Consider the following 17,448-nt stretch of genomic DNA (forward strand, 5'->3'; position numbering starts at 1 on the left):
ACATCATGATGTGATTGCAAATCCAAATATCACATTGCGCCGGGCGGGACCTAGTTGGGGCCGAACACCGCGCCAGTGTCGCGCAACGGCTTGTCGCTCTTGGCGTCGAGCAGCGCGAGCAGCTGGCCGCTGCGGTCGTCGCGCTTTGCATAGTCGCGCGCCGACATGCCCGCGACATGATCGGCCCGGTCGGGATTCGCGCCGCGCTTGACGAGCAGGCGGATCATCGCGGCGTTCTTGGCCTGAACCGCCAGGATCAGCGCGGTTTCGCCGCGCCGATTCGTCTGGTCGACCGGCGCCTTGGTGTCGAGCAGCTCTTCGCCCGCTTCGACGAAATTCATCAGCGCGGCGTGCATCAGCGGGGTCATGCCCTGCTTGTCGCCGATCTCGGGATTCGCCTTTTTGTCGAGCATGAAGCGCACCCAGATGATGTCGCGGCGCTTGGTGACGATGATCAGCGCCGTCTCGCCGGTGTCGGGGTGCCGCGTGTTGATCAGCGTGTCGTCGTCCTTCAGCGCGTCGGTCGCCTTGGTCCCGTCGCGGCTGTCGACCGCCTGCAGAAAGGCATAGCCGCCGCGGAACTGCGCCTGCGCGGTGGGGGCGACGGCGAGCGCGACGAGCGCGGCGGCCAGCGACAGGGAGGCGAAACGGAAAGCGGCGCGACGAACCATGATTTGATGACCTCGGGTAGCGGGTGTCGCGCCCGTTTCCCGGCAGGCGACGACAAAGGTTGATTTTCGGCGCCTAGCCCAGCAAGGCTGGCCCGATGATGAATAGATTGAATATGGGCCAAAAGGCGCTTCGTGCAAGCCTGCTCCTGCTGACGGCGGCGACGCTCGCGGCGTGCAACGGTCCCGCCGCGCCGGCGCCCGATGCCAGGCCCCCTCTCGAAGGTGCCCGGATCGGCGGACCTTTCACCCTCACCGACCAGGATGGCAAGACGGTCAGCGACAGCGATTTCGCCGGCAAATATCGCCTCGTCTATTTCGGCTACAGCTTCTGCCCCGACATCTGCCCCGTCGATGTCCAGAAACTGATGCTCGGCCTGTCGCAGTTCGAAAAGGCCGACGCGGCGCGCGGTGCCAGCGTGGTGCCGATGTTCGTCACGATCGATCCGGCGCGCGACACGCCGGCGGCGCTGAAGCCGTTCGTCTCGCGCTACCACCCGCGCCTCATCGGGCTGACCGGTACCCCCGAACAGATTGCTGCCGTCGCGAAGGCCTATGTCGTCAGCTATCACAAGGTCGAGGGCTCGGCCCCCGACCGCTATCTGATGGCGCACACCCAGCTCGCCTTTCTGATGGACCCCGCAGGCAAGCCGCTCGCGCTGCTGCCGCTTGACGACCCCTCGACCGACAGCGACGAGGGCGCCCCCGACAAGGTCGCCGCCGACCTTGCGAAATGGGTGAAGTGACCGGGCGCGAGAATTTCTGGGAAGCCCCACTCGCCAGCCTCGACGCCGGCGAGTGGGAAGCCCTGTGCGACGGCTGCGGCAAATGCTGCCTGCACAAGGTCGAGGATGAGGACACCGGCCGCATCTATCCGACCAATGTCGCGTGCCGCCTGCTCGACCTGCAAACCGCGCGCTGCGGCGATTACAAGCATCGCCGCCGCCATGTGCCCGATTGCCTGACACTCACCAAAGCTAAGCTCGAGAGCATTGAATGGCTGCCGCAAAGCTGTGCCTATCGCCTGCGCGCGGAGGACCGCCCCTTGCCCGAATGGCACTATCTGGTCTCCGGCGATCGCGACGCGGTGCACCGCGCCGGCCAGTCGATCGTCGGCTGGACGGTCGGCGAACAGGTCGCCGGGCCGCTGGAAAATCACCTTGTCGAACGCATTGTTTAAGCGCGCGGCCCCGCCGGCGGCCGAGGCGCCGCAGATTGTCGTCGGCGACGATGCCTGGCCGGTGCGCCTCGTCCACCATGCCCGCTCGCGCCGCTACCGCCTCGTCTTCGACGCCGCGCGCGCCGAACTGCGGCTGACCCTGCCGCGCCGCGGCAGCGCCGCCAAGGCGCTGCGCTGGGCGAGCGAGCAGCAGGACTGGCTCGCCGAACAGGTCGGCAAGGCGGTGATCCCGGTCGACATCGGCCCCGGCGCGCATGTACCGCTCTTCGGTGTCGAACGGCGGATCCTGTGGGACGCCGCCCTGCCGCGCGCGGTGCGGCTCGACGGCGATGTCCTGATGCTCGGCGGCCCCGCCGACAGCGTCGGCCGCCGCGTCGAACGCTGGCTGAAGGCGCAGGCGCTCGACCTGATGGCGGCGGAAAGCCGCACCATCGCAGCGCGCGCCGGTCTCGACATCGGGCGCATCGGGGTCGGCGACCCGCGCAGCCGCTGGGGCAGCTGCACCGCGACCGGCGACCTGCGCTACAGCTGGCGGCTGGTGATGGCGCCCGACCATGTCCGCCGCGCGACCGTCGCGCATGAGGTCGCGCATCTGCGCCACATGGATCATGGCCGCGCCTTTCACGCGCTCGTCGACGAACTGCACGACGGCGACGTCGCCGCGGCGCGCGCCTGGCTACGCCGCGAGGGCCGCGGGCTGCACCGCTACCGCTTCGGTTGAATATCCTCCCTGTGGCGAAGCCATGGGGAGGTGGCAGCACCCTTCGACTGCCTTGCAGGCGCTCAGGATAAGCTGCGCCAAAGGCGCAGCGCTGACGGAGGGACGATGACGCGCCGTTGCGACCCCTCCACCCCTCGCTTCGCGAGCGGTCCCCCTCCCCATCGCTTCGCGACAGGGAGGATTAGGGCTAGTCATTCTGTCCCTGCGATTCGCGGGGCGGGACGCGCACCGTCGAGCTTTTGACCGCGGGCGGCAGTGCCTTGTTCGCGGGTGGCGGCGGCGTCCTGGGTGCCGGGTCGGTGCGCCCCGTCTGCTCGTCGAGCCAGCGCTGGTCGAGGACCGGCGCCTCGTCGGGCGTCGGGGCCGGCGGGTTGCTGTTATCGGGATTCGCCGGAGGCCGGCTGTCATAGGGCAGTTCGATCGGCATGCCGTTATCGTCGACCAGTCCGCCTTCGCCTGGCTCGCCCAGATAGGCGTCCTCCTCGTCCTCAAGCTGCCATTCGGGCAATTTGACCTCGGTGTCGAAGGCTTCGACCGGACGCCGGGCCACCGCGACGCGCATGAAATCGGCAAAGGCCTTGGCGGGCGCGCGCCCGCCCTGGAGCCCGCCGACGGCTTTCGCATCGTCGCGCCCCATCCACACGCCGGTGGTCAGTCCGCTCGAGAAACCTAGGAACCAGCCGTCCTTGTTGCTCGACGTCGTGCCGGTCTTGCCCGCGACCGGACGGCCGATCTGCGCCGCGCGCCCGGTGCCGGTGGCGACCGCGGTCTGCATCAGGTCGGTGATTCCCGCCGCGACCCAATTGTCGACCAGCACCGTGCCGCGCTCGGCGGCGCGCTGATACAGCAATCGCCCGTCGGCGGTGGTGACCTTGGTGATGCCATAGGGCGCCGCCGACACGCCCTTGCGCGAGATGGCGGCAAAGGCGGCGGTCATGTCGATCACGCGCACGTCGGAGGTGCCGAGCACCATCGACGGCTGGGTGTTGATCGGGGTCGAAATGCCGAACCGGCGCGCCATGTTGGCGACCGACGAGGTGCCGACCTCGTCGCCCAGCTTCGCGGCGACGGTGTTGACCGAATAGGCAAAGGCGCTGCGCAGGTCCATCGCGCCCGAAAAGCGGCCCGACGAGTTGCGTGGGCTCCAGCCGCGGATCGTCACCGGCTCGTCGACCACCTCGTCATTGACCTTATAGCCCGCCTCGAGCGCGGCCATATAGACGAAGACTTTCCACGCCGACCCCGGCTGGCGCACCGCCTGCGTCGCGCGGTTATAGTTCGACGCGACATAGTCGGTGCCGCCGACCATCGCGCGCACCGCGCCGTCGCGGTCGATCGACACCAGCGCACCCTGAGCCCCGCCCGGCACATTGGCCTGGATCGCCGCGGTCGCCGCGCGCTGCATGCCCAAGTCGATGGTGGTATAGACGTCGATCGCCTCGCTGCCCTCGTCGATCAGCATGTCGAGCTGCGGCAGCGCCCAGTCGCTGAAATAGCGCGCGCTGTTCTGCCCGGTCTCCTGTGCCATCTGGACGTCGGCGGGTTTGGCGCCGTCGGCCTGCGACTGGGTGATCACCCCGGCGTCGACCATGACCTCCAGCACCACACCGGCGCGGCCGAGCGCGGCGCTGGCATCGGCGGTCGGCGAATAGCGCGACGGCGCCTTGACCAGCCCCGCGACCACCGCCGCCTCGGACAGCGACATCTGCGTCGCGCTGTGCCCGAAAAAGCGCCGCGACGCGGCATCGATGCCGTAACTGCCGCCGCCGAAATAGACCTTGTTCAGGTAAAGCTCGAGGATCTCGTCCTTCGAGAATTTCCATTCGAGCGCCATCGACAGCACCATCTCGCGCAGCTTGCGCGTCCAGGTATAGCTGTTCGACAGAAAGACATTGCGCGCGAGCTGCTGGGTGATCGTCGACGCGCCCTGCAGGCGGCGGCCGCTGCCGCGGTTCTGCACCGCGACGACCGCGGCGCGGGTCATGCCGACCGGATCGACCCCGGGATGATAGCGAAAGCGCCGGTCCTCGACCGCGACCATCGCGTCCTGCATCACCCGCGGCGTTTCGCTGAGCGTCATCCAGCGGCCGTAATTGGGACCCAAGGACAGGAACACGGTGCCGTCGGCGGCGTGCACACGGATCGTCTGGCCGGCGGGCGATTTCTTGAGCTCCTCAAAGCTCGGGATGCGCTGCACCGCGATGCCGACCGCTACCGCGAGCGCGACCGCGCCGACGAGCGCGAGGCCGAGCCCCCAGCGGAAGGCGCGCCGCAGCCAGACGCGCCAGCGCGGCGGCTCGCCCTTCGAAGGCGACCCGCCCGATTTGGCGCTACCCGACAATTTCCCTGACGAAGCCTGCTGTCTTTCGCGGCGCAAAGCCGATTTCCTTCCCTCGCCGCGTCCCTGATCGCGTCAGCCCATAATGGTCCGCATCGAGGGTTGGCCCGTCAACCCGCGTCGGTCTTGGCGTCATCCTGCCCACGGTCGGCGAAGTCAAGCGCCGCGCTGTTGATGCAGTAGCGCAGGCCCGTCGGTCCGGGGCCGTCGGGGAAGACATGACCCAGATGGCCTTCGCATTTGGCGCAGCGCACCTCGGTGCGGACCATGCCGTGGCTGGTATCGGTCAGTTCCTGCACCGCACCGCCCGCGGCGGGCGCGGTATAGCTGGGCCAGCCCGATCCGCTGTCGAACTTGGTCCTGCTGTCGAACAACGGTTCGCCGCACCCGGCGCAGCGATAGACGCCGTCGCCCTTATGGTCGGTATATCGGCCGGTAAAGGCGCGCTCGGTGCCGCCCTCGCGCAGCACATGATGCGCCATCGGGTCGAGCGGTTTGGTCGTCTTGGGATCGGTCATCGGATGATCTCCTTCGTTGCCGCCAATATCGGACTGGATACGGGCGGCTGCAAGGGCCTCGGGCCGAATGTGGGCTGCGCGAATCTTTTCCCTCAGCCGAGCCGGGTGGCCCGGGACGTGAGGCGAACGAGCCAAGGGGCGGCCGCGGCACAGGCCGTAAGGGGGCTCGCCGTCCGGGGATTTTCGCCGAGCCGCCAGATGAGGTTCGCCAGCGCAAAGGGCCGTGTCATCCGGGCAGCGAGCGCGCGCTGGAAGCCCGGCGCCGCGCCGGCCGCGCCGTGCCGCCATGCCGTCACCGCGGCCTCGGCGCTCGCCAGCGCGATCCCCATGCCCTCGCCCGCCAGGCTCGGGATCACCCCCGCCTGATCGCCGAGGCGGAACAATCCCGGCGTCGTGACGCCGTCGCGCCAGCCATAGGGCACATGCCCGATCGCATCGATGCCGCGCGACCAGTCGGCAAAGGCGAGCCTTTCGCCGAGCCGCGGATGCTCGTCGCCGAGTCGGCGCAGCAGCGCTTCGGGGGCGCCGCCCAGCCGCGACTTGTGGACCGCGAGGCACAGGTTGGCGCTGCCATCGTCCTGCCGAACCAGCCCGGCATAGCCGCGGTCGAACAGGTGCAGTTCGACCGCGTCGCCGACCAGCCGGTCGAGCGCGGCGGCTTGCGGCATGCGCAGCCGCAACCCGATCACCGGGTCCTCTCGCTGCCACGCCGCCGGCTCGCGCGGAAAGCCGCGAAACCCGTGCTTGCCCGCCGCGAGGAAGACCGACGGTGCCGCCAGTTCGGCGCCGTCGCGCGTCTGCACCGCGCCGCCTTCCAGCGCCGTCGCATGGACTCCGCGCTCCAGCCCGGCGCCCGCCGCCACCGCCGCCGCCTGCAAGACCGAATCGAGCCGCAACCGCGACACCCCCGTCGCCGCCTCGGGCAGCATCGTCTCGCTCGACCGCGCGCCCGCGAACAGCCGCACCCGGCGCACGACCTGTCCGCCGAGCGTGGCGCCATCGATCCCCAGCGCCGCCAGCCGGGCCAGCGACTGCCAGCTCAAAAACCCGCCGCACAGCGCATCGCCGGTCTCGCGGCTTCGTTCGAGCAGCACGATCTTCGCGCCGCCGCGCGCCAGCCCGATCGCCGCGCTCGCCCCCGCCGGCCCGGCGCCGATGACCAGCGCGTCGGGGGCGGTCACCGCACCCGCTCGGCGCACAGCCGATAGGGAAAGCTGCGAAAGACGCGGCATTGGTCCGCGGTATCGGGCAGCGCCTCGGCCAGCATCGCCGCCCACTCACCGCGGCGGAAACTGCGCCCGACCGACAATTGCCCGTCGCGTCGCACGATCGGATCGACCCACGCCAGCGCCGCGAGCAGCGGATAGCCGGCGAAGGGCAGCCGCTGGCGGTGGAGGTCGTTGACCAGCCACCCGCGCGCCGCCTCGCCGTCCATGAAGCACAAAAATTCGGTGCGCTGCGCTGGCGTCATATGATGGGTGACGAGGCTCGACAGGATGATGTCCCACCCGTCACCCGCCAGATCGCGATAATCGCCGGTGACGAAGCGCGCGCGGCCGCCGAGCCGCGCCTCGGCGACGGCCATGCTCTTCGGGTTGAGGTCGACCCCGACGAGGTCGAGCGCCACCCCGCGCCGGTCGCCCCAGCGCGCGATCCGCGCCAGCATGTCGCCGGCGCCGAAGCCGACGTCGAGGATGCGCCACGGCTTCGTGTCCACGCGGCGCGCCCGCACCCGCTCGAGGAACCCCAGCGTCGGGCGCGCCGCCAGCGTCAGCGCATTGATCCGCGACAGGTCGCCCAGCACCTTCGCATAGCGTTCGGGCGCCAGCTCGGCCGCGTCCATCTCCTCCTCGGCCTCGATCGGCACGGCGAGGCTGGCAAAGGGGTTCATGACGCGGTGAAGCGGATCGCTTCGGCGGCGAGTCCGGGGCCGAAGGCGATCGCGATGCCCTCGCCCTTCGCCCGCCGCGCCATCATCCGCGCGAGCACGAACAGGATCGTCGCCGACGACATATTGCCCCACGCGCCGAGCACCGCGCGGCTGTCGGCCAGCGCGTCGGCGGGGACGTGCAGCGCCGCCTCGACCGCATCGAGCACCGACCGCCCGCCGGCATGGACCGCGAGCAGCGGCGGCGGCGCGCCGGTGCCGAACAATTGCTCCTGCACCCCGGGTTCGCCGAGCGCGGCGCGCAGCCGCCCGGGGACTTCGCCCGACAGCTGCATCGCGAATCCGGTGTCGCCGATGTCCCAGCGGATCAGCGCGGCGCTGTCCTCGAGCGCGAGGCTGCGGCCCTCGCCGAGTTCCAGCCCTTTGGCTTCACCCGACACGATCCCCGCCGCGGCGCCGTCGCTGAACTGCAGCATCGCGAGCAGCGGTTCGGGCGCATCGGCGTGTTGCAGGTGCAGGGTCGACAATTCGACGCTCACCACCAGCACCACCGCATCCGGCTCCGACCGCACGATATGCCGCGCGCTCCGCAGCGCGGTGACCCCGGCGTAGCACCCCATGAAACCGATCAGCACCCGCTCGACCGTCGCCGCCAGCCCCAGCCGCCGCGCGACGACCTGGTCGATCCCCGGGGCGACGAAACCGGTGCAGCTCGCGACCACCAGATGCGTCACCCGCGCCGGGTCGAAGGCGTCGCCCAGGCCCGCGATGGCGGTCAGCGCCAGCTCGGGCGCATGCTCGGCATAAGCGGCCATCCGTGCCGAGGTCGGCGGCAATCCCGGTACATCGTAAAATCCGCCCGGCGCCACCGGCGATCCGCCGCCGGCGGTCGGCGGCAGCACCGACCAGCGATGGTCGATCCCCGACCGTCCCGCCATCCGCGCAAAGATCGCGCGCACCCGTGCGTCGGCCAGCCGCGGGGTCGCCCAGTCGATGAAGGCTTGATGGATGTCATGGTCAGGCGTCGCGGTGGAAAGCGCGTTGAGCCAGGCGGTCGGCGGCTTCATCGTCATGGCGCTCATGTGGAGCAAAAGCGGGGGGCAGGCCAGCGGATTAGCGCCGGCGCGGCTTTACCGCGGCTTAACCATGGATCGGCTATCGGAAAGGCGTGAAATTGCGCCTTTTCCTCCTTCTCGGTCTGATTTTCGGCGCGCCCTCCGCGGCCTCGGCGCAGTGCATGCTGTGCGGCGAGCAAGGCGCGGCGAGCGGCGGCGCGAGTCGCAAGGCCGAAACCCCGCTGCGGGTCGAGGTCGAAACCCAGCTCGACATGGGCCGCGTCGCGGTCGGCGCGGGTGGCGGAGAGGTCGAACTCGACCCGCTCTCGGGCGCGCGCCGCCTACGCGGCGACGTCGTCGATCTCGGCGGTTTCGCGGTCACCGGGGTGGTCACCGTGACCGGCGAACCCGGCGCCGAAGTCCGCGTCATCCTGCCGACCAGCGTCGATCTCGAAAGCGATCGCGGCCGCAGCGCGCGCGTGTCGAGCCTTATCACCGACCTCAGTGCCGCTCCGCGCCTCGGCCCCGATGGCCGCCTGCAGTTTCGCTTCGGCGGCCGGCTGCAGATCGCCGGCCTTGACGACGGCGACTATCGCGGGCGGATTCCGGTGACGGTGGAGTATCAATAGCGTTCGATCGCCGACGGCTATGTCTGCTTTGGGGTGGGAAGCGGACGCTCTTTAAACCGTCTTAAACCGTCGCCCCCGCGAAGGCGGGGCCGCTAACGGGCTATTTCCGTATCGCTGCGTAAACCGACAGCGGCCCCCGCCTTCGCGGGGGCGACGTCTGGTTTCGCCCGAAACCGGACCCACTCGCGCCAGCCGGTACAAGCTTTGCGCCGAGACCCAATATTGGCGGTACCAATCGCCGCAGGGTGACGCTAGGGATCAGCGCAATGGGCGCGCGTCTGTGGAATCGAACTGAGGGGACAAACTAATGGACAGCGGCAGCAAGATACAATTCTCGGATCGCGAGGCCCTGCTCTATCATAATTACGGCCGGCCCGGAAAAATCGAGATCGTCGCGTCGAAACCGATGGCGACGCAGCGCGACCTGAGCCTGGCCTATTCACCCGGTGTCGCGGTGCCGGTGAAGGCGATCGCCGAGGATCCGGCCACCGCCTATGACTATACGATCAAGGGCAATCTGGTCGCGGTGATCTCGAACGGCACCGCGATCCTCGGCCTCGGGAATCTTGGCGCGCTCGCCTCGAAGCCCGTGATGGAAGGCAAGGCGGTGCTGTTCAAGCGCTTCGCCGACGTCGATTCGATCGACCTCGAGGTCGACACCGAAGACCCCCAGCGCTTCATCGAGGCGGTCGAGCTGCTCGAGCCGAGCTTTGGCGGCATCAACCTCGAGGATATCGCGGCGCCGAACTGCTTCATCATCGAGCAGGCGCTGAAGGAAAAGATGAACATCCCGGTGTTCCATGACGACCAGCATGGCACCGCGATCATCACCGCCGCCGGGCTGATCAACGCCTGCCACCTGACCGGGCGCGACCTCGACACGGTGAAGGTCGTGGTCAATGGCGCCGGCGCCGCCGCGATCGCCTGTACCGCGCTGATCAAGGCGATGGGCGTGCGGCATGAAAATGTCATCATGTGCGACCGCAAGGGCACCATCTATCAGGGCCGCGCCGAAGGCATGGACCAGTGGAAGTCGGCGCATGCGGTGCCGACCGAGACTCGCACGCTGACCGAGGCGCTGGTCGGCGCCGACGTCTTTCTCGGCCTGTCGGCGGCGGGCGCGCTGAAGCCCGAGATGGTCAAGGACATGAAGCCGGCCCCGATCATCTTCGCGATGGCGAACCCCGATCCCGAAATCTCGCCGCCCGACGCGCGTGCCGCGCGCCCCGACGCGATCATCGCCACCGGGCGGTCGGACTATCCGAACCAGGTCAACAATGTCCTGTGCTTCCCCTTCATCTTCCGCGGCGCGCTCGACGTGCGCGCGACCGCGATCAACGAGGAGATGAAGATCGCCGCCGCCTATGCCATCGCCGACCTCGCGCGCCAGCAGGTGCCCGAGGAAGTGGCGGCGGCCTATGGCGGGCGCGCGTCGAGTTTCGGCCCCGAATATATCATCCCCTCGCCCTTCGACCCGCGATTGATGGAAATCGTCCCCGCCGCGGTCGCCAAGGCGGCGATGGATACCGGCGTCGCGCAGCGGCCGATCGAGGATATGGCCGCCTATCGCAACTCGCTGAAGGCGCGGCTCAACCCGACGACGTCGGTGCTGACGCTCGCTTATGAGGCGGCGCGCGCCAATCCGAAGCGGGTGGTGTTCGCCGAGGGTGAAGAAGAGGTTGTATTGCGCGCCGCGATCCAGTTCCGCGACGGCGGTTACGGCATCCCGGTGCTCGTCGGGCGCGAAGGGTTGCACGACAAGCTGCGCGACATGGGGGTCGCCGACCCCGAAAGCTTCGAGGTCCACAACAGCGTCAATTCGCCGCATGTGCCGCAAATGGTCGACATGCTGTACGAACGACTGCAGCGGCGCGGTTACCTGCGCCGCGACGTCGAGCGCATGGTCAACCGCGACCGCAACATCTTCGGCTCGCTGCTGCTCCAGCTGGGGCTGGGCGATGCGATGATCACCGGCACCACCCGCACCTATTCGCAGTCGATGCGCGAAGTGCGGCGGGTGATCGACCCCGCCGAGGGCCAGACCAATTTCGGCATCCACGTCCTGGTCGGCCAGCACCATACGGTGTTCATGGCCGACACCACGGTCAACGAACGCCCGAGCGCGCAGCAGCTTGCCGACATCGCCGAACGCACCGCGCAGGTCGCGCGGCGCATGGGGCACGAACCGCGCGTCGCCTTCCTGTCCTATTCGACCTTCGGCAACCCGCCGGGATCGTGGCTCGACAATATCCGCGACGCGGTGGCGATCCTCGACGAACGCAAGCCGGGATTCGAATATGAAGGCGAAATGTCGCCCGACGTCGCGCTGAACCCCAAGGTGATGGCGAATTATCCCTTCTGCCGCCTGTCGGGACCCGCGAACGTGCTGGTCATGCCGGGGCTGCAATCGGGCAATCTGTCGGCCAAGCTGCTGCGCGAACTGGGCGGCAGCGCGGTGATCGGCCCGATGCTGGTCGGCATGGAAAAGCCGGTGCAGGTCGCGACGATGGCGTCGACCGCGTCGGACCTGGTGACGCTGGCGGTGCTCGCGGCGGGCGGGATCGCCGAGTAACGATCGAACGTTCGTCGTTGCGCGCGAAACGAAGCAATCCAGGGCGGTTAGCGCCGACTCTGGATTGCCGCCTCGCTCCACGCCTCGCGATGACGCGCTGTTACGGTCCCGAAGGGCCGCCGCTGCCGCCCATGCCCGGGGCGCCCACCGCGCCGATGTTGCCGAAAATATCCTGGAAGAAGCTGCGCTCGCGGCCCAGCGTCGGGGTCTTGTCGCCTTCGGGGCTGATCCGGCTCACCAGCTCGATTCCGGTGCGATCGACCGCGGCGACGTTGCCGGTGGCGTCGAAGCGCACACGCAGCACCTGCTGCGCCACCGGGCGCGGGTTGGCGAAGGCGAGCTGGCGCGTCTCGCGCGACACATAATAATATTCATTGTTGCTGAACTGGCCGACGAAGGTCGGGCGACCGAGCGTCTTTTCGACCGATTCGCGGTTGTCGACGCCGGGCGTGATCGCATCGGTCAGCACGGGGTCGACGACATAACCCTGCCGGCCCTTGAGCTGCGCGCAACCGCTGGTCGTCAGCGCCAGCGCGAGGCCGGCGACGATCAGGCGCGTCCGCGGCGCGGAAAAAATCGTGGTGAAGTGCGGCATCAAAAATCTCCGTTGCGCATGCCTGCCGCTCGCCCCCGCGACCGCGCTTGTTACCCGCGCCTCTTAAGCGCAAGCGGGTGCCGCATACAAGGCCTATGGCGCGCCGCTTGTGGCGCGGCAAAGCTTGCTGCAGCCTGACCGGCGGGCCTTTTCGGCGGGCGCAAATGCGCCTAAGCGGAGCGCATGATCTCGTTCCGCAAACTCTTCACGCCCGATCCCGACCCGCGCGAGGCGCGCCGCCCCTTGTGGAACGCCGTGGTCGCGGCCGCGCGCGCGCCGCACTGGTACCAGGCCGGCGGCGTCCCCGACACGCTCGACGGGCGGTTCGACATGATCGGGCTGGTGATGGCGCTCGTCCTCCACCGCATCGACGAAGATCCGGCTCAGGCGCTGGCGGGGGTCCATCTTACCGAATTGTTCGTGACCGACATGGACGGCCAGATGCGCCAGATCGGTTTCGGCGACATGGTCGTCGGCAAGCAGATCGGGCGGATGGTCGGCGCACTCGGCGGCCGGCTCGGCGCCTATCGCGCGCCCGACGGGTCGGACGACCTGCGCGCGGCGCTGGTTCGCAACCTGTGGCGCGGCAACGAACCCGGCGCGAGCGAACTCGCGCACGTCATGGCGGGGACCGCGGCGCTGCGGACCGCGCTCGCCGCGATGCCGGTGACCGAACTGATCGCCGCCGACCGCCTGCCGGACGCGGCATGAGCAGCGAATTTTCGCATGTCGTAACGCTCGCCGAGGTCGGACCCGGCAGGACGGTGACGTTCGAGGCCGACACCGCGGCGCGCGGGGCGATCGCCAAGCGGCTCGCCCTCGTCGAACTCGACCGGTTCGCGGTGACCGTCGAGGTGCGCGCGGTCGCGGGCGGGATCGGGCTGCGCGGCGAAGTGCGCGCGGCGCTGGTGCAAAGCTGCGCCGCGACCGATCTGCCGGTACCGGCGACGATCGCCGAACCCTTCGACCTCAAATTTCTGCGCGACCTGCGGCCGGACGACGACGAAGAGGTCGAGGTCGAACTGGGCGCCGAGGATATCGACGTGCTGCCGCTCGAACATGACCGCGTCGACCTGGGCGAAGTCGCGGTGCAGACGCTGTCGCTCGCGCTCGATCCGTTTCCGCGCCATCCCGACGCCGACCGCATCCTCGCCGAAAAGGGCGTGCTGAGCGAGGAGCAGGCCGGACCGTTCGCCGCGCTCGCGGCGCTCAAGGGCAAGCCCAAGAGCTGAGGCGTCACTCGGGGGCTTCGTTTTCCTTCGCCGCCTCGTCGGGCTTCGGCGGATCGGCGAGCAGGTCCGCCATCGCGTCGTCGAGGCCCGATTCGGTTTTTTCGGACGGCGCGGGCTTGTCACCCTCGCCCGCTTCGTCCGCCGCCGCCTTTTCGGCGCGGGTCGGCGGCAGGCTGCCGCCGAGCGCCCTGGCGAGGCCGATCAGCTGTTCGCCGATCACCTTGTCGACCGCAGGGGCGATTTCGGGGACCTTGAAGCGCATATAGCCGCCGACAATATAGTCGAAGCGGATCGCCGCGCCGGTCGGGGTTTCCTTGATCTGGATCGTCAGCGTGCCGGTCAGCGCCTCGCCCTGCAGCGGGCCGAAGGCGCCCGACAGGCGGAGCATTTCATCGGGCTTGGCGAAAAGGATGCGCGCGTGCTGGACGCTGCCGAGGCCCTTTCCGGTGTCGGGCAATTTTTCGCAGAAGCAGCCGCCGGCCTGCGAATCGAGCCAGAAATTAGCGGGATCGCCCGACCAGCTATGGTCCTTCGACCACCATTTCTGGGGCATTTTGAGCATTTTCCACACATCTTCGGGGGTCGCGGCGACCTGCGCGGTGTGCGCGACGGTGAAGCCGATCTCGCTCTGGTCGATGACCTTGGCCTGTGCCGGAGCCCCGGCGAGTACGGCAACCGGCAGAAAGGCCGCCGCCAGCATGATTTTCAGATTCATCGCCCATCCCCCGCCACCACCGGGCTTCGTCATGGCGAGCGAAGCGAAGCAATCCGGAGCGGCCTGTTGCCGCTCTGGATTGCCACGGGGCTGCGCCCCTCGCAATGACGATGTTGAAGCGGACTAGGGCGCTGTGGCGGAGTTGAGAATCAACTCGATCGCGTCGTTGACGACGTCGATATCGGCCATGCCGTCGACGTGGGTCACGATGCCGCGCGCTTCGTAGATCGGCAGGATCGGCGCGGTCTTGGCGCGATACTCGGCCATGCGCGTGCGCACCGTTTCCTCGTTATCGTCGGGACGACGCTTGAAGTCATGCCCGCCGCACTGGTCGCAGGTGTCCGCGACCTTCGGCAGCTTGTAGCGGTCGTGATAGCCGGCGCCGCAGGTGGCGCAGGAGAAGCGGCCGGTGATGCGATCGACGAGCGCATCCTCTTCGACCAGCAGTTCGATGACATGGTCGAGCTTGCGCCCGCGCACGTCGAGGATTTCGTCGAGCGCATCGGCCTGCGCCGCGGTGCGCGGATAGCCATCGAATATCACCGACACATCGCCGCCGAGCTGGTCGAGGCGTTCGCCGATCAGGCCCGAGACGATTTCGTCCGAGACGAGCTCGCCCGCATCCATCACCGCCTTGGCCTGGACGCCGATCGGCGTTCCCGCCTTGACCGCCGCACGCAGCATGTCGCCGGTCGAGAGCTGGACCATGCCATGCTCGTCCTCCAGCCGCGAGGCCTGCGTTCCCTTGCCCGCTCCCGGCGGACCCAGCAAAATGATATTGAGCGTCATGAAGGCCCCTGTTTCCCTGCCCTGTTCGAAACTCGCGTAGCGGGCGTATCAGCGCCGCGCAACGCCGCCTTTCAATTTGGCCTTCTTGATCAGGTCGCCATATTGATGCGCGAGCATGTGGCTCTGGATCTGGGTGATGGTGTCGATGGTGACGTTGACGATGATCAGCAGGCTGGTGCCCCCGAGCTGGAAGGGCAGGCCCGACCGCGCGATGAAATATTCGGGGATCAGGCAGATCGCCGCCAGATACGCCGCCCCGATCACGGTGATGCGCGTCAGCACATGGTCGAGATAGGCGGCGGTGTTCTTGCCCGGGCGGATGCCGGGGATGAAGCCGTTCTGGCGCTTCAGATTGTCGGCGGTTTCTTCCGGATTGAAGACAACCGCGACATAGAAGAAGCAGAAGAAGACGATGCCCGCGGCATAGAGCGCCATGTACAGCGGCTGGCCGTGCGCGAGATACTGGTTGATCGTGATCAGGAAATCGCCGGTCGCGGTATCGCCCTGAACATTATTGCCCATGAACTGGGTGATCGTCAGCGGCATCAACAGCAGCGACGAGGCGAAGATCGGCGGGATCACGCCGGCGGTGTTGACCTTGAGCGGCAGATGGCTGCGGTCGGCCTGCATCCCGCCGCGCTGGGTCGCACGCTTTGGATATTGTACGAGCACCCTTCGCTGCGCCCGTTCCATGAAGCTGATGAAGGCGATGATCGCGATCGCGCCGATGATCACGGCGAGCACGGTGCCGCCGCCCATCGAGCCTTCGCGGACCTGGCTGAACATCTGGGCGAAGCTGCGCGGCAGCTGGGCAAGGATGCCCGCCATGATGATCAGCGAGACGCCGTTGCCGATGCCGCGGCTGGTGATCTGTTCACCGAGCCACATCAGGAAAAGGGTTCCGCCGACGACGCTGATCACCGTGGTGATGCGGAACAGCATGCCGGGGTCGAGGACGACGGTGATGCCTTGCGCGCCGGTCGACGCCTCGGCGGTCAGCGCGAGGAAATAGGCCTGAATCGCGGTGAGCACGACGGTGCCGTAGCGGGTATATTGGTTGAGCTTCTTGCGCCCGCTTTCGCCCTCTTTCTTGAGCGCGGCGAGACTGGGGGCCAGCGCCGAGGCGAGCTGAACGACGATCGAAGCCGTGATATAGGGCATGACGCCGAGCGCGATGATGCTGAGGCGCTCAAGGCTGCCGCCCGAGAAGGTGTTGAAGATGTCGAGGACGCCGCCCGAGGCCGCCTGCTTATAGGCCTGCGCCAGCGCGACGGGGTCGACCCCGGGGAGCGGCACGAAGGACAGGAAGCGGAAGACGATCAGCGCGCCGATCGTGAACCAGATGCGGTTCTTGAGTTCGGTCGCCTGGCCGAACTTCGAAAAGTTCAGGTTGGAAGCAAGCTGGTCGGCGCGAGAGGCCATGGGTATTTTTCCTCGGATTTCCGGACCGCGCCCCCCGCGACCCGGCGCCTATGTGCGTTCGGTGGTCGTGAAGCGCAAGGGGAAAGGCCCGATTCAAATGCGTCGGGGGCGGCGTGGCCTGTTGCCGCGCCGCCCCCGAAAATCATCAGGCCTTCTTGGCGGCCGCCGCAGCCTTGCGCTGGGCCCGCTTGCCGTCGCCTTCGGGCTTGGCTTCGGGCAGGTCGACCTTGCCGCCGGCCTTTTCGACCGCCTCGATCGCGCCCTTCGACGCGCCGGCAACCGCGAAGTTCAGCTTGGTCGTCAGTTCACCCTTGGCGAGGAGGCGAACGCCGTCCTTGCCGCCGCGGGCAACGCCGGCGGCCTTGAGCGCCGCGTGATCGACCACGGCCTTGGCGTCGAGCTTCTTCGTATCGATCAGCTTCTGGATCATGCCCAGATTGACGATCGCGAAGTCCTTGCCGAAGATATTGTTGAAGCCGCGCTTCGGGATACGCATGTGGAGCGGCATCTGGCCGCCTTCGAACCCGTTGATCGCGACGCCGCTGCGCGCCTTCTGGCCCTTCTGGCCGCGGCCGGCAGTCTTGCCCTTACCCGAGCCGATGCCGCGTCCGACGCGCATCCGGCCCTTGCGGGCGCCGGCGTTGTCGCTGAGTTCGTTAAGTTTGATCGTCATGATTGCACTCGCTTTCGCTTTGTTCGCGCTGGGGACTGGCCGCCGGGGCGGGATCAGTCCGGTTCGATTTCACTCGATGGCTGAAAGCCGGGGTAGGCCCCGGCCTTGTCCATCACGATGGCTTGGGCGACATAGCCGCGGCCATCGACACTGGTGATCGACGGGCTGCCGTGAAGCTGCCACCCCCGGTTGAGCAGACCTTCGACGCGGGCGCAGAACGCGCTGTCGTCGGGACCGGTCAACAGGCGGTACAGCTTCACCGGCTTTTAGCCCTCGATCACTTCCACCATGTGCGGAAGTTTGCGGATCATGCCGCGCACTTCCGGGGTGTCGATCAGTTCGACCTCGCGATGCATCTTGCCCAGGCCGAGGCCGGTCAGGATCGCACGCTGGCTCTTGGGACGACGGATCGGCGAGCCGATCTGGCGGATCTTGATCTTCTTGTCAGCCATG

Annotated in this window: 20 protein-coding genes; 7 read left to right on the forward strand and 13 right to left on the reverse strand. The window is 68.1% G+C overall.

Translation table 11 applies throughout. The features are described from left to right. Nucleotides 1-50: 50 nt before the first annotated feature. Nucleotides 51-671, reverse strand: coding sequence for an ankyrin repeat domain-containing protein (locus AC3WS4_RS08255; protein WP_492735107.1), 621 nt, complete (start codon nt 669-671; stop codon nt 51-53). Between the two features lie 95 nt (nt 672-766). Between AC3WS4_RS08255 and AC3WS4_RS08260 the strand changes: the two genes are divergently transcribed. Genes AC3WS4_RS08260 through AC3WS4_RS08270 form a run of 3 tightly spaced genes read left to right on the forward strand, consistent with a single transcriptional unit; the run spans nt 767 to nt 2,569 of the window. Next, entirely contained in the window at nt 767-1,414 is a 648-nt protein-coding gene (locus AC3WS4_RS08260; protein WP_492735105.1) for an SCO family protein, read from the forward strand. After that, the gene (locus AC3WS4_RS08265) at nt 1,402-1,848 is read left to right on the forward strand and encodes a YcgN family cysteine cluster protein (RefSeq protein ID WP_492735103.1); all 447 of its coding nucleotides are present in this window, start codon (nt 1,402-1,404) and stop codon (nt 1,846-1,848) included. The genes AC3WS4_RS08260 and AC3WS4_RS08265 overlap by 13 nt, the downstream gene beginning before the upstream one ends. Further along, complete coding sequence (locus tag AC3WS4_RS08270; protein ID WP_492742704.1) at nt 1,841-2,569, forward strand: M48 family metallopeptidase; 729 nt, start codon at nt 1,841-1,843, stop codon at nt 2,567-2,569. Before AC3WS4_RS08265 ends, AC3WS4_RS08270 begins: the two co-directional genes overlap by 8 nt. Before the next feature lie 187 nt (nt 2,570-2,756). Here AC3WS4_RS08270 and AC3WS4_RS08275 read toward each other — a convergent pair whose 3' ends face one another. From AC3WS4_RS08275 to AC3WS4_RS08295, 5 genes are all read right to left on the reverse strand, one after another. Further along, a complete protein-coding gene (locus tag AC3WS4_RS08275; protein ID WP_492735100.1) occupies nt 2,757-4,946 on the reverse strand; it encodes a transglycosylase domain-containing protein in 2,190 nt (729 codons plus the stop codon). 71 nt (nt 4,947-5,017) lie between these two features. Continuing rightward, the gene (msrB, locus tag AC3WS4_RS08280; RefSeq protein WP_492735098.1) at nt 5,018-5,425 is read right to left on the reverse strand and encodes a peptide-methionine (R)-S-oxide reductase MsrB; all 408 of its coding nucleotides are present in this window, start codon (nt 5,423-5,425) and stop codon (nt 5,018-5,020) included. A gap of 92 nt (nt 5,426-5,517) precedes the next feature. Next, on the reverse strand, nt 5,518-6,606 hold the full coding sequence (locus AC3WS4_RS08285; RefSeq protein ID WP_492735096.1) for an NAD(P)/FAD-dependent oxidoreductase: 1,089 nt from the start codon (nt 6,604-6,606) through the stop codon (nt 5,518-5,520). After that, complete coding sequence (locus tag AC3WS4_RS08290) at nt 6,603-7,316, reverse strand: methyltransferase domain-containing protein (RefSeq protein ID WP_492735094.1); 714 nt, start codon at nt 7,314-7,316, stop codon at nt 6,603-6,605. The genes AC3WS4_RS08285 and AC3WS4_RS08290 overlap by 4 nt, the downstream gene beginning before the upstream one ends. Continuing rightward, nucleotides 7,313-8,380 (reverse strand): type III polyketide synthase, encoded by a 1,068-nt coding sequence (locus tag AC3WS4_RS08295; protein WP_492736584.1) that lies wholly within the window; start codon nt 8,378-8,380, stop codon nt 7,313-7,315. Before AC3WS4_RS08295 ends, AC3WS4_RS08290 begins: the two co-directional genes overlap by 4 nt. A 101-nt stretch (nt 8,381-8,481) precedes the next feature. Between AC3WS4_RS08295 and AC3WS4_RS08300 the strand changes: the two genes are divergently transcribed. Beyond that, the gene (locus AC3WS4_RS08300; protein WP_492735093.1) at nt 8,482-8,997 is read left to right on the forward strand and encodes a DUF4402 domain-containing protein; all 516 of its coding nucleotides are present in this window, start codon (nt 8,482-8,484) and stop codon (nt 8,995-8,997) included. Between the two features lie 307 nt (nt 8,998-9,304). Further along, on the forward strand, nt 9,305-11,569 hold the full coding sequence (locus AC3WS4_RS08305) for an NADP-dependent malic enzyme (RefSeq protein WP_056341786.1): 2,265 nt from the start codon (nt 9,305-9,307) through the stop codon (nt 11,567-11,569). A 100-nt stretch (nt 11,570-11,669) separates the two neighbouring features. Here the strand turns inward: AC3WS4_RS08305 and AC3WS4_RS08310 are convergent, their stop codons facing one another. Further along, nucleotides 11,670-12,164 carry an outer membrane protein assembly factor BamE gene (locus AC3WS4_RS08310; RefSeq protein ID WP_056341789.1) on the reverse strand — a complete coding sequence of 165 codons (495 nt, stop codon included), beginning with the start codon at nt 12,162-12,164 and terminating at the stop codon, nt 11,670-11,672. A gap of 183 nt (nt 12,165-12,347) precedes the next feature. On the opposite strand from AC3WS4_RS08310, the gene AC3WS4_RS08315 reads away from it, so the two are divergent. Beyond that, on the forward strand, nt 12,348-12,875 hold the full coding sequence (locus tag AC3WS4_RS08315; RefSeq protein ID WP_492735090.1) for a ubiquinol-cytochrome C chaperone family protein: 528 nt from the start codon (nt 12,348-12,350) through the stop codon (nt 12,873-12,875). Continuing rightward, nucleotides 12,872-13,396: a YceD family protein gene (locus AC3WS4_RS08320; protein ID WP_187139298.1), complete on the forward strand. Its 525-nt coding sequence runs from the start codon at nt 12,872-12,874 to the stop codon at nt 13,394-13,396. The genes AC3WS4_RS08315 and AC3WS4_RS08320 overlap by 4 nt, the downstream gene beginning before the upstream one ends. 4 nt (nt 13,397-13,400) lie before the next feature. Here the strand turns inward: AC3WS4_RS08320 and AC3WS4_RS08325 are convergent, their stop codons facing one another. The 6 genes from AC3WS4_RS08325 to rpmD form a co-directional block, all read right to left on the reverse strand. Beyond that, nucleotides 13,401-14,111: an SRPBCC family protein gene (locus AC3WS4_RS08325; protein WP_492735088.1), complete on the reverse strand. Its 711-nt coding sequence runs from the start codon at nt 14,109-14,111 to the stop codon at nt 13,401-13,403. Between the two features lie 123 nt (nt 14,112-14,234). After that, nucleotides 14,235-14,900 (reverse strand): adenylate kinase, encoded by a 666-nt coding sequence (locus AC3WS4_RS08330; RefSeq protein WP_056341800.1) that lies wholly within the window; start codon nt 14,898-14,900, stop codon nt 14,235-14,237. A 48-nt stretch (nt 14,901-14,948) separates the two neighbouring features. Further along, the gene (secY, locus tag AC3WS4_RS08335; RefSeq protein ID WP_187139296.1) at nt 14,949-16,322 is read right to left on the reverse strand and encodes a preprotein translocase subunit SecY; all 1,374 of its coding nucleotides are present in this window, start codon (nt 16,320-16,322) and stop codon (nt 14,949-14,951) included. A 145-nt stretch (nt 16,323-16,467) separates the two neighbouring features. Next, nucleotides 16,468-16,995 carry a 50S ribosomal protein L15 gene (gene rplO / locus AC3WS4_RS08340; RefSeq protein WP_082544747.1) on the reverse strand — a complete coding sequence of 176 codons (528 nt, stop codon included), beginning with the start codon at nt 16,993-16,995 and terminating at the stop codon, nt 16,468-16,470. 53 nt (nt 16,996-17,048) lie between these two features. Beyond that, the gene (locus AC3WS4_RS08345; RefSeq protein WP_056341806.1) at nt 17,049-17,255 is read right to left on the reverse strand and encodes a DUF1737 domain-containing protein; all 207 of its coding nucleotides are present in this window, start codon (nt 17,253-17,255) and stop codon (nt 17,049-17,051) included. A 6-nt stretch (nt 17,256-17,261) separates the two neighbouring features. After that, nucleotides 17,262-17,447: a 50S ribosomal protein L30 gene (rpmD, locus tag AC3WS4_RS08350; protein ID WP_056341809.1), complete on the reverse strand. Its 186-nt coding sequence runs from the start codon at nt 17,445-17,447 to the stop codon at nt 17,262-17,264. Between the last annotated feature and the right edge of the window lies 1 nt (nt 17,448).

The sequence above is a fragment of the Sphingopyxis sp. EU05-FHT14B03 genome (assembly GCF_058790875.1).

Coding starts and splice junctions, on each gene's coding strand:
- AC3WS4_RS08260 (WP_492735105.1), top strand. CDS start 767: ATGATGAATAGATTGAATATGGGCCAAAAGGCGCTTCGTGCAAGCCTG.
- AC3WS4_RS08265 (WP_492735103.1), top strand. CDS start 1,402: ATGGGTGAAGTGACCGGGCGCGAGAATTTCTGGGAAGCCCCACTCGCC.
- AC3WS4_RS08315 (WP_492735090.1), top strand. CDS start 12,348: ATGATCTCGTTCCGCAAACTCTTCACGCCCGATCCCGACCCGCGCGAG.
- msrB (WP_492735098.1), bottom strand. CDS start 5,425: ATGACCGATCCCAAGACGACCAAACCGCTCGACCCGATGGCGCATCAT.
- AC3WS4_RS08255 (WP_492735107.1), bottom strand. CDS start 671: ATGGTTCGTCGCGCCGCTTTCCGTTTCGCCTCCCTGTCGCTGGCCGCC.
- rpmD (WP_056341809.1), bottom strand. CDS start 17,447: ATGGCTGACAAGAAGATCAAGATCCGCCAGATCGGCTCGCCGATCCGT.
- AC3WS4_RS08330 (WP_056341800.1), bottom strand. CDS start 14,900: ATGACGCTCAATATCATTTTGCTGGGTCCGCCGGGAGCGGGCAAGGGA.
- AC3WS4_RS08290 (WP_492735094.1), bottom strand. CDS start 7,316: ATGAACCCCTTTGCCAGCCTCGCCGTGCCGATCGAGGCCGAGGAGGAG.
- AC3WS4_RS08325 (WP_492735088.1), bottom strand. CDS start 14,111: ATGAATCTGAAAATCATGCTGGCGGCGGCCTTTCTGCCGGTTGCCGTA.
- rplO (WP_082544747.1), bottom strand. CDS start 16,995: ATGACGATCAAACTTAACGAACTCAGCGACAACGCCGGCGCCCGCAAG.
- secY (WP_187139296.1), bottom strand. CDS start 16,322: ATGGCCTCTCGCGCCGACCAGCTTGCTTCCAACCTGAACTTTTCGAAG.
- AC3WS4_RS08320 (WP_187139298.1), top strand. CDS start 12,872: ATGAGCAGCGAATTTTCGCATGTCGTAACGCTCGCCGAGGTCGGACCC.
- AC3WS4_RS08310 (WP_056341789.1), bottom strand. CDS start 12,164: ATGCCGCACTTCACCACGATTTTTTCCGCGCCGCGGACGCGCCTGATC.
- AC3WS4_RS08305 (WP_056341786.1), top strand. CDS start 9,305: ATGGACAGCGGCAGCAAGATACAATTCTCGGATCGCGAGGCCCTGCTC.
- AC3WS4_RS08295 (WP_492736584.1), bottom strand. CDS start 8,380: ATGAAGCCGCCGACCGCCTGGCTCAACGCGCTTTCCACCGCGACGCCT.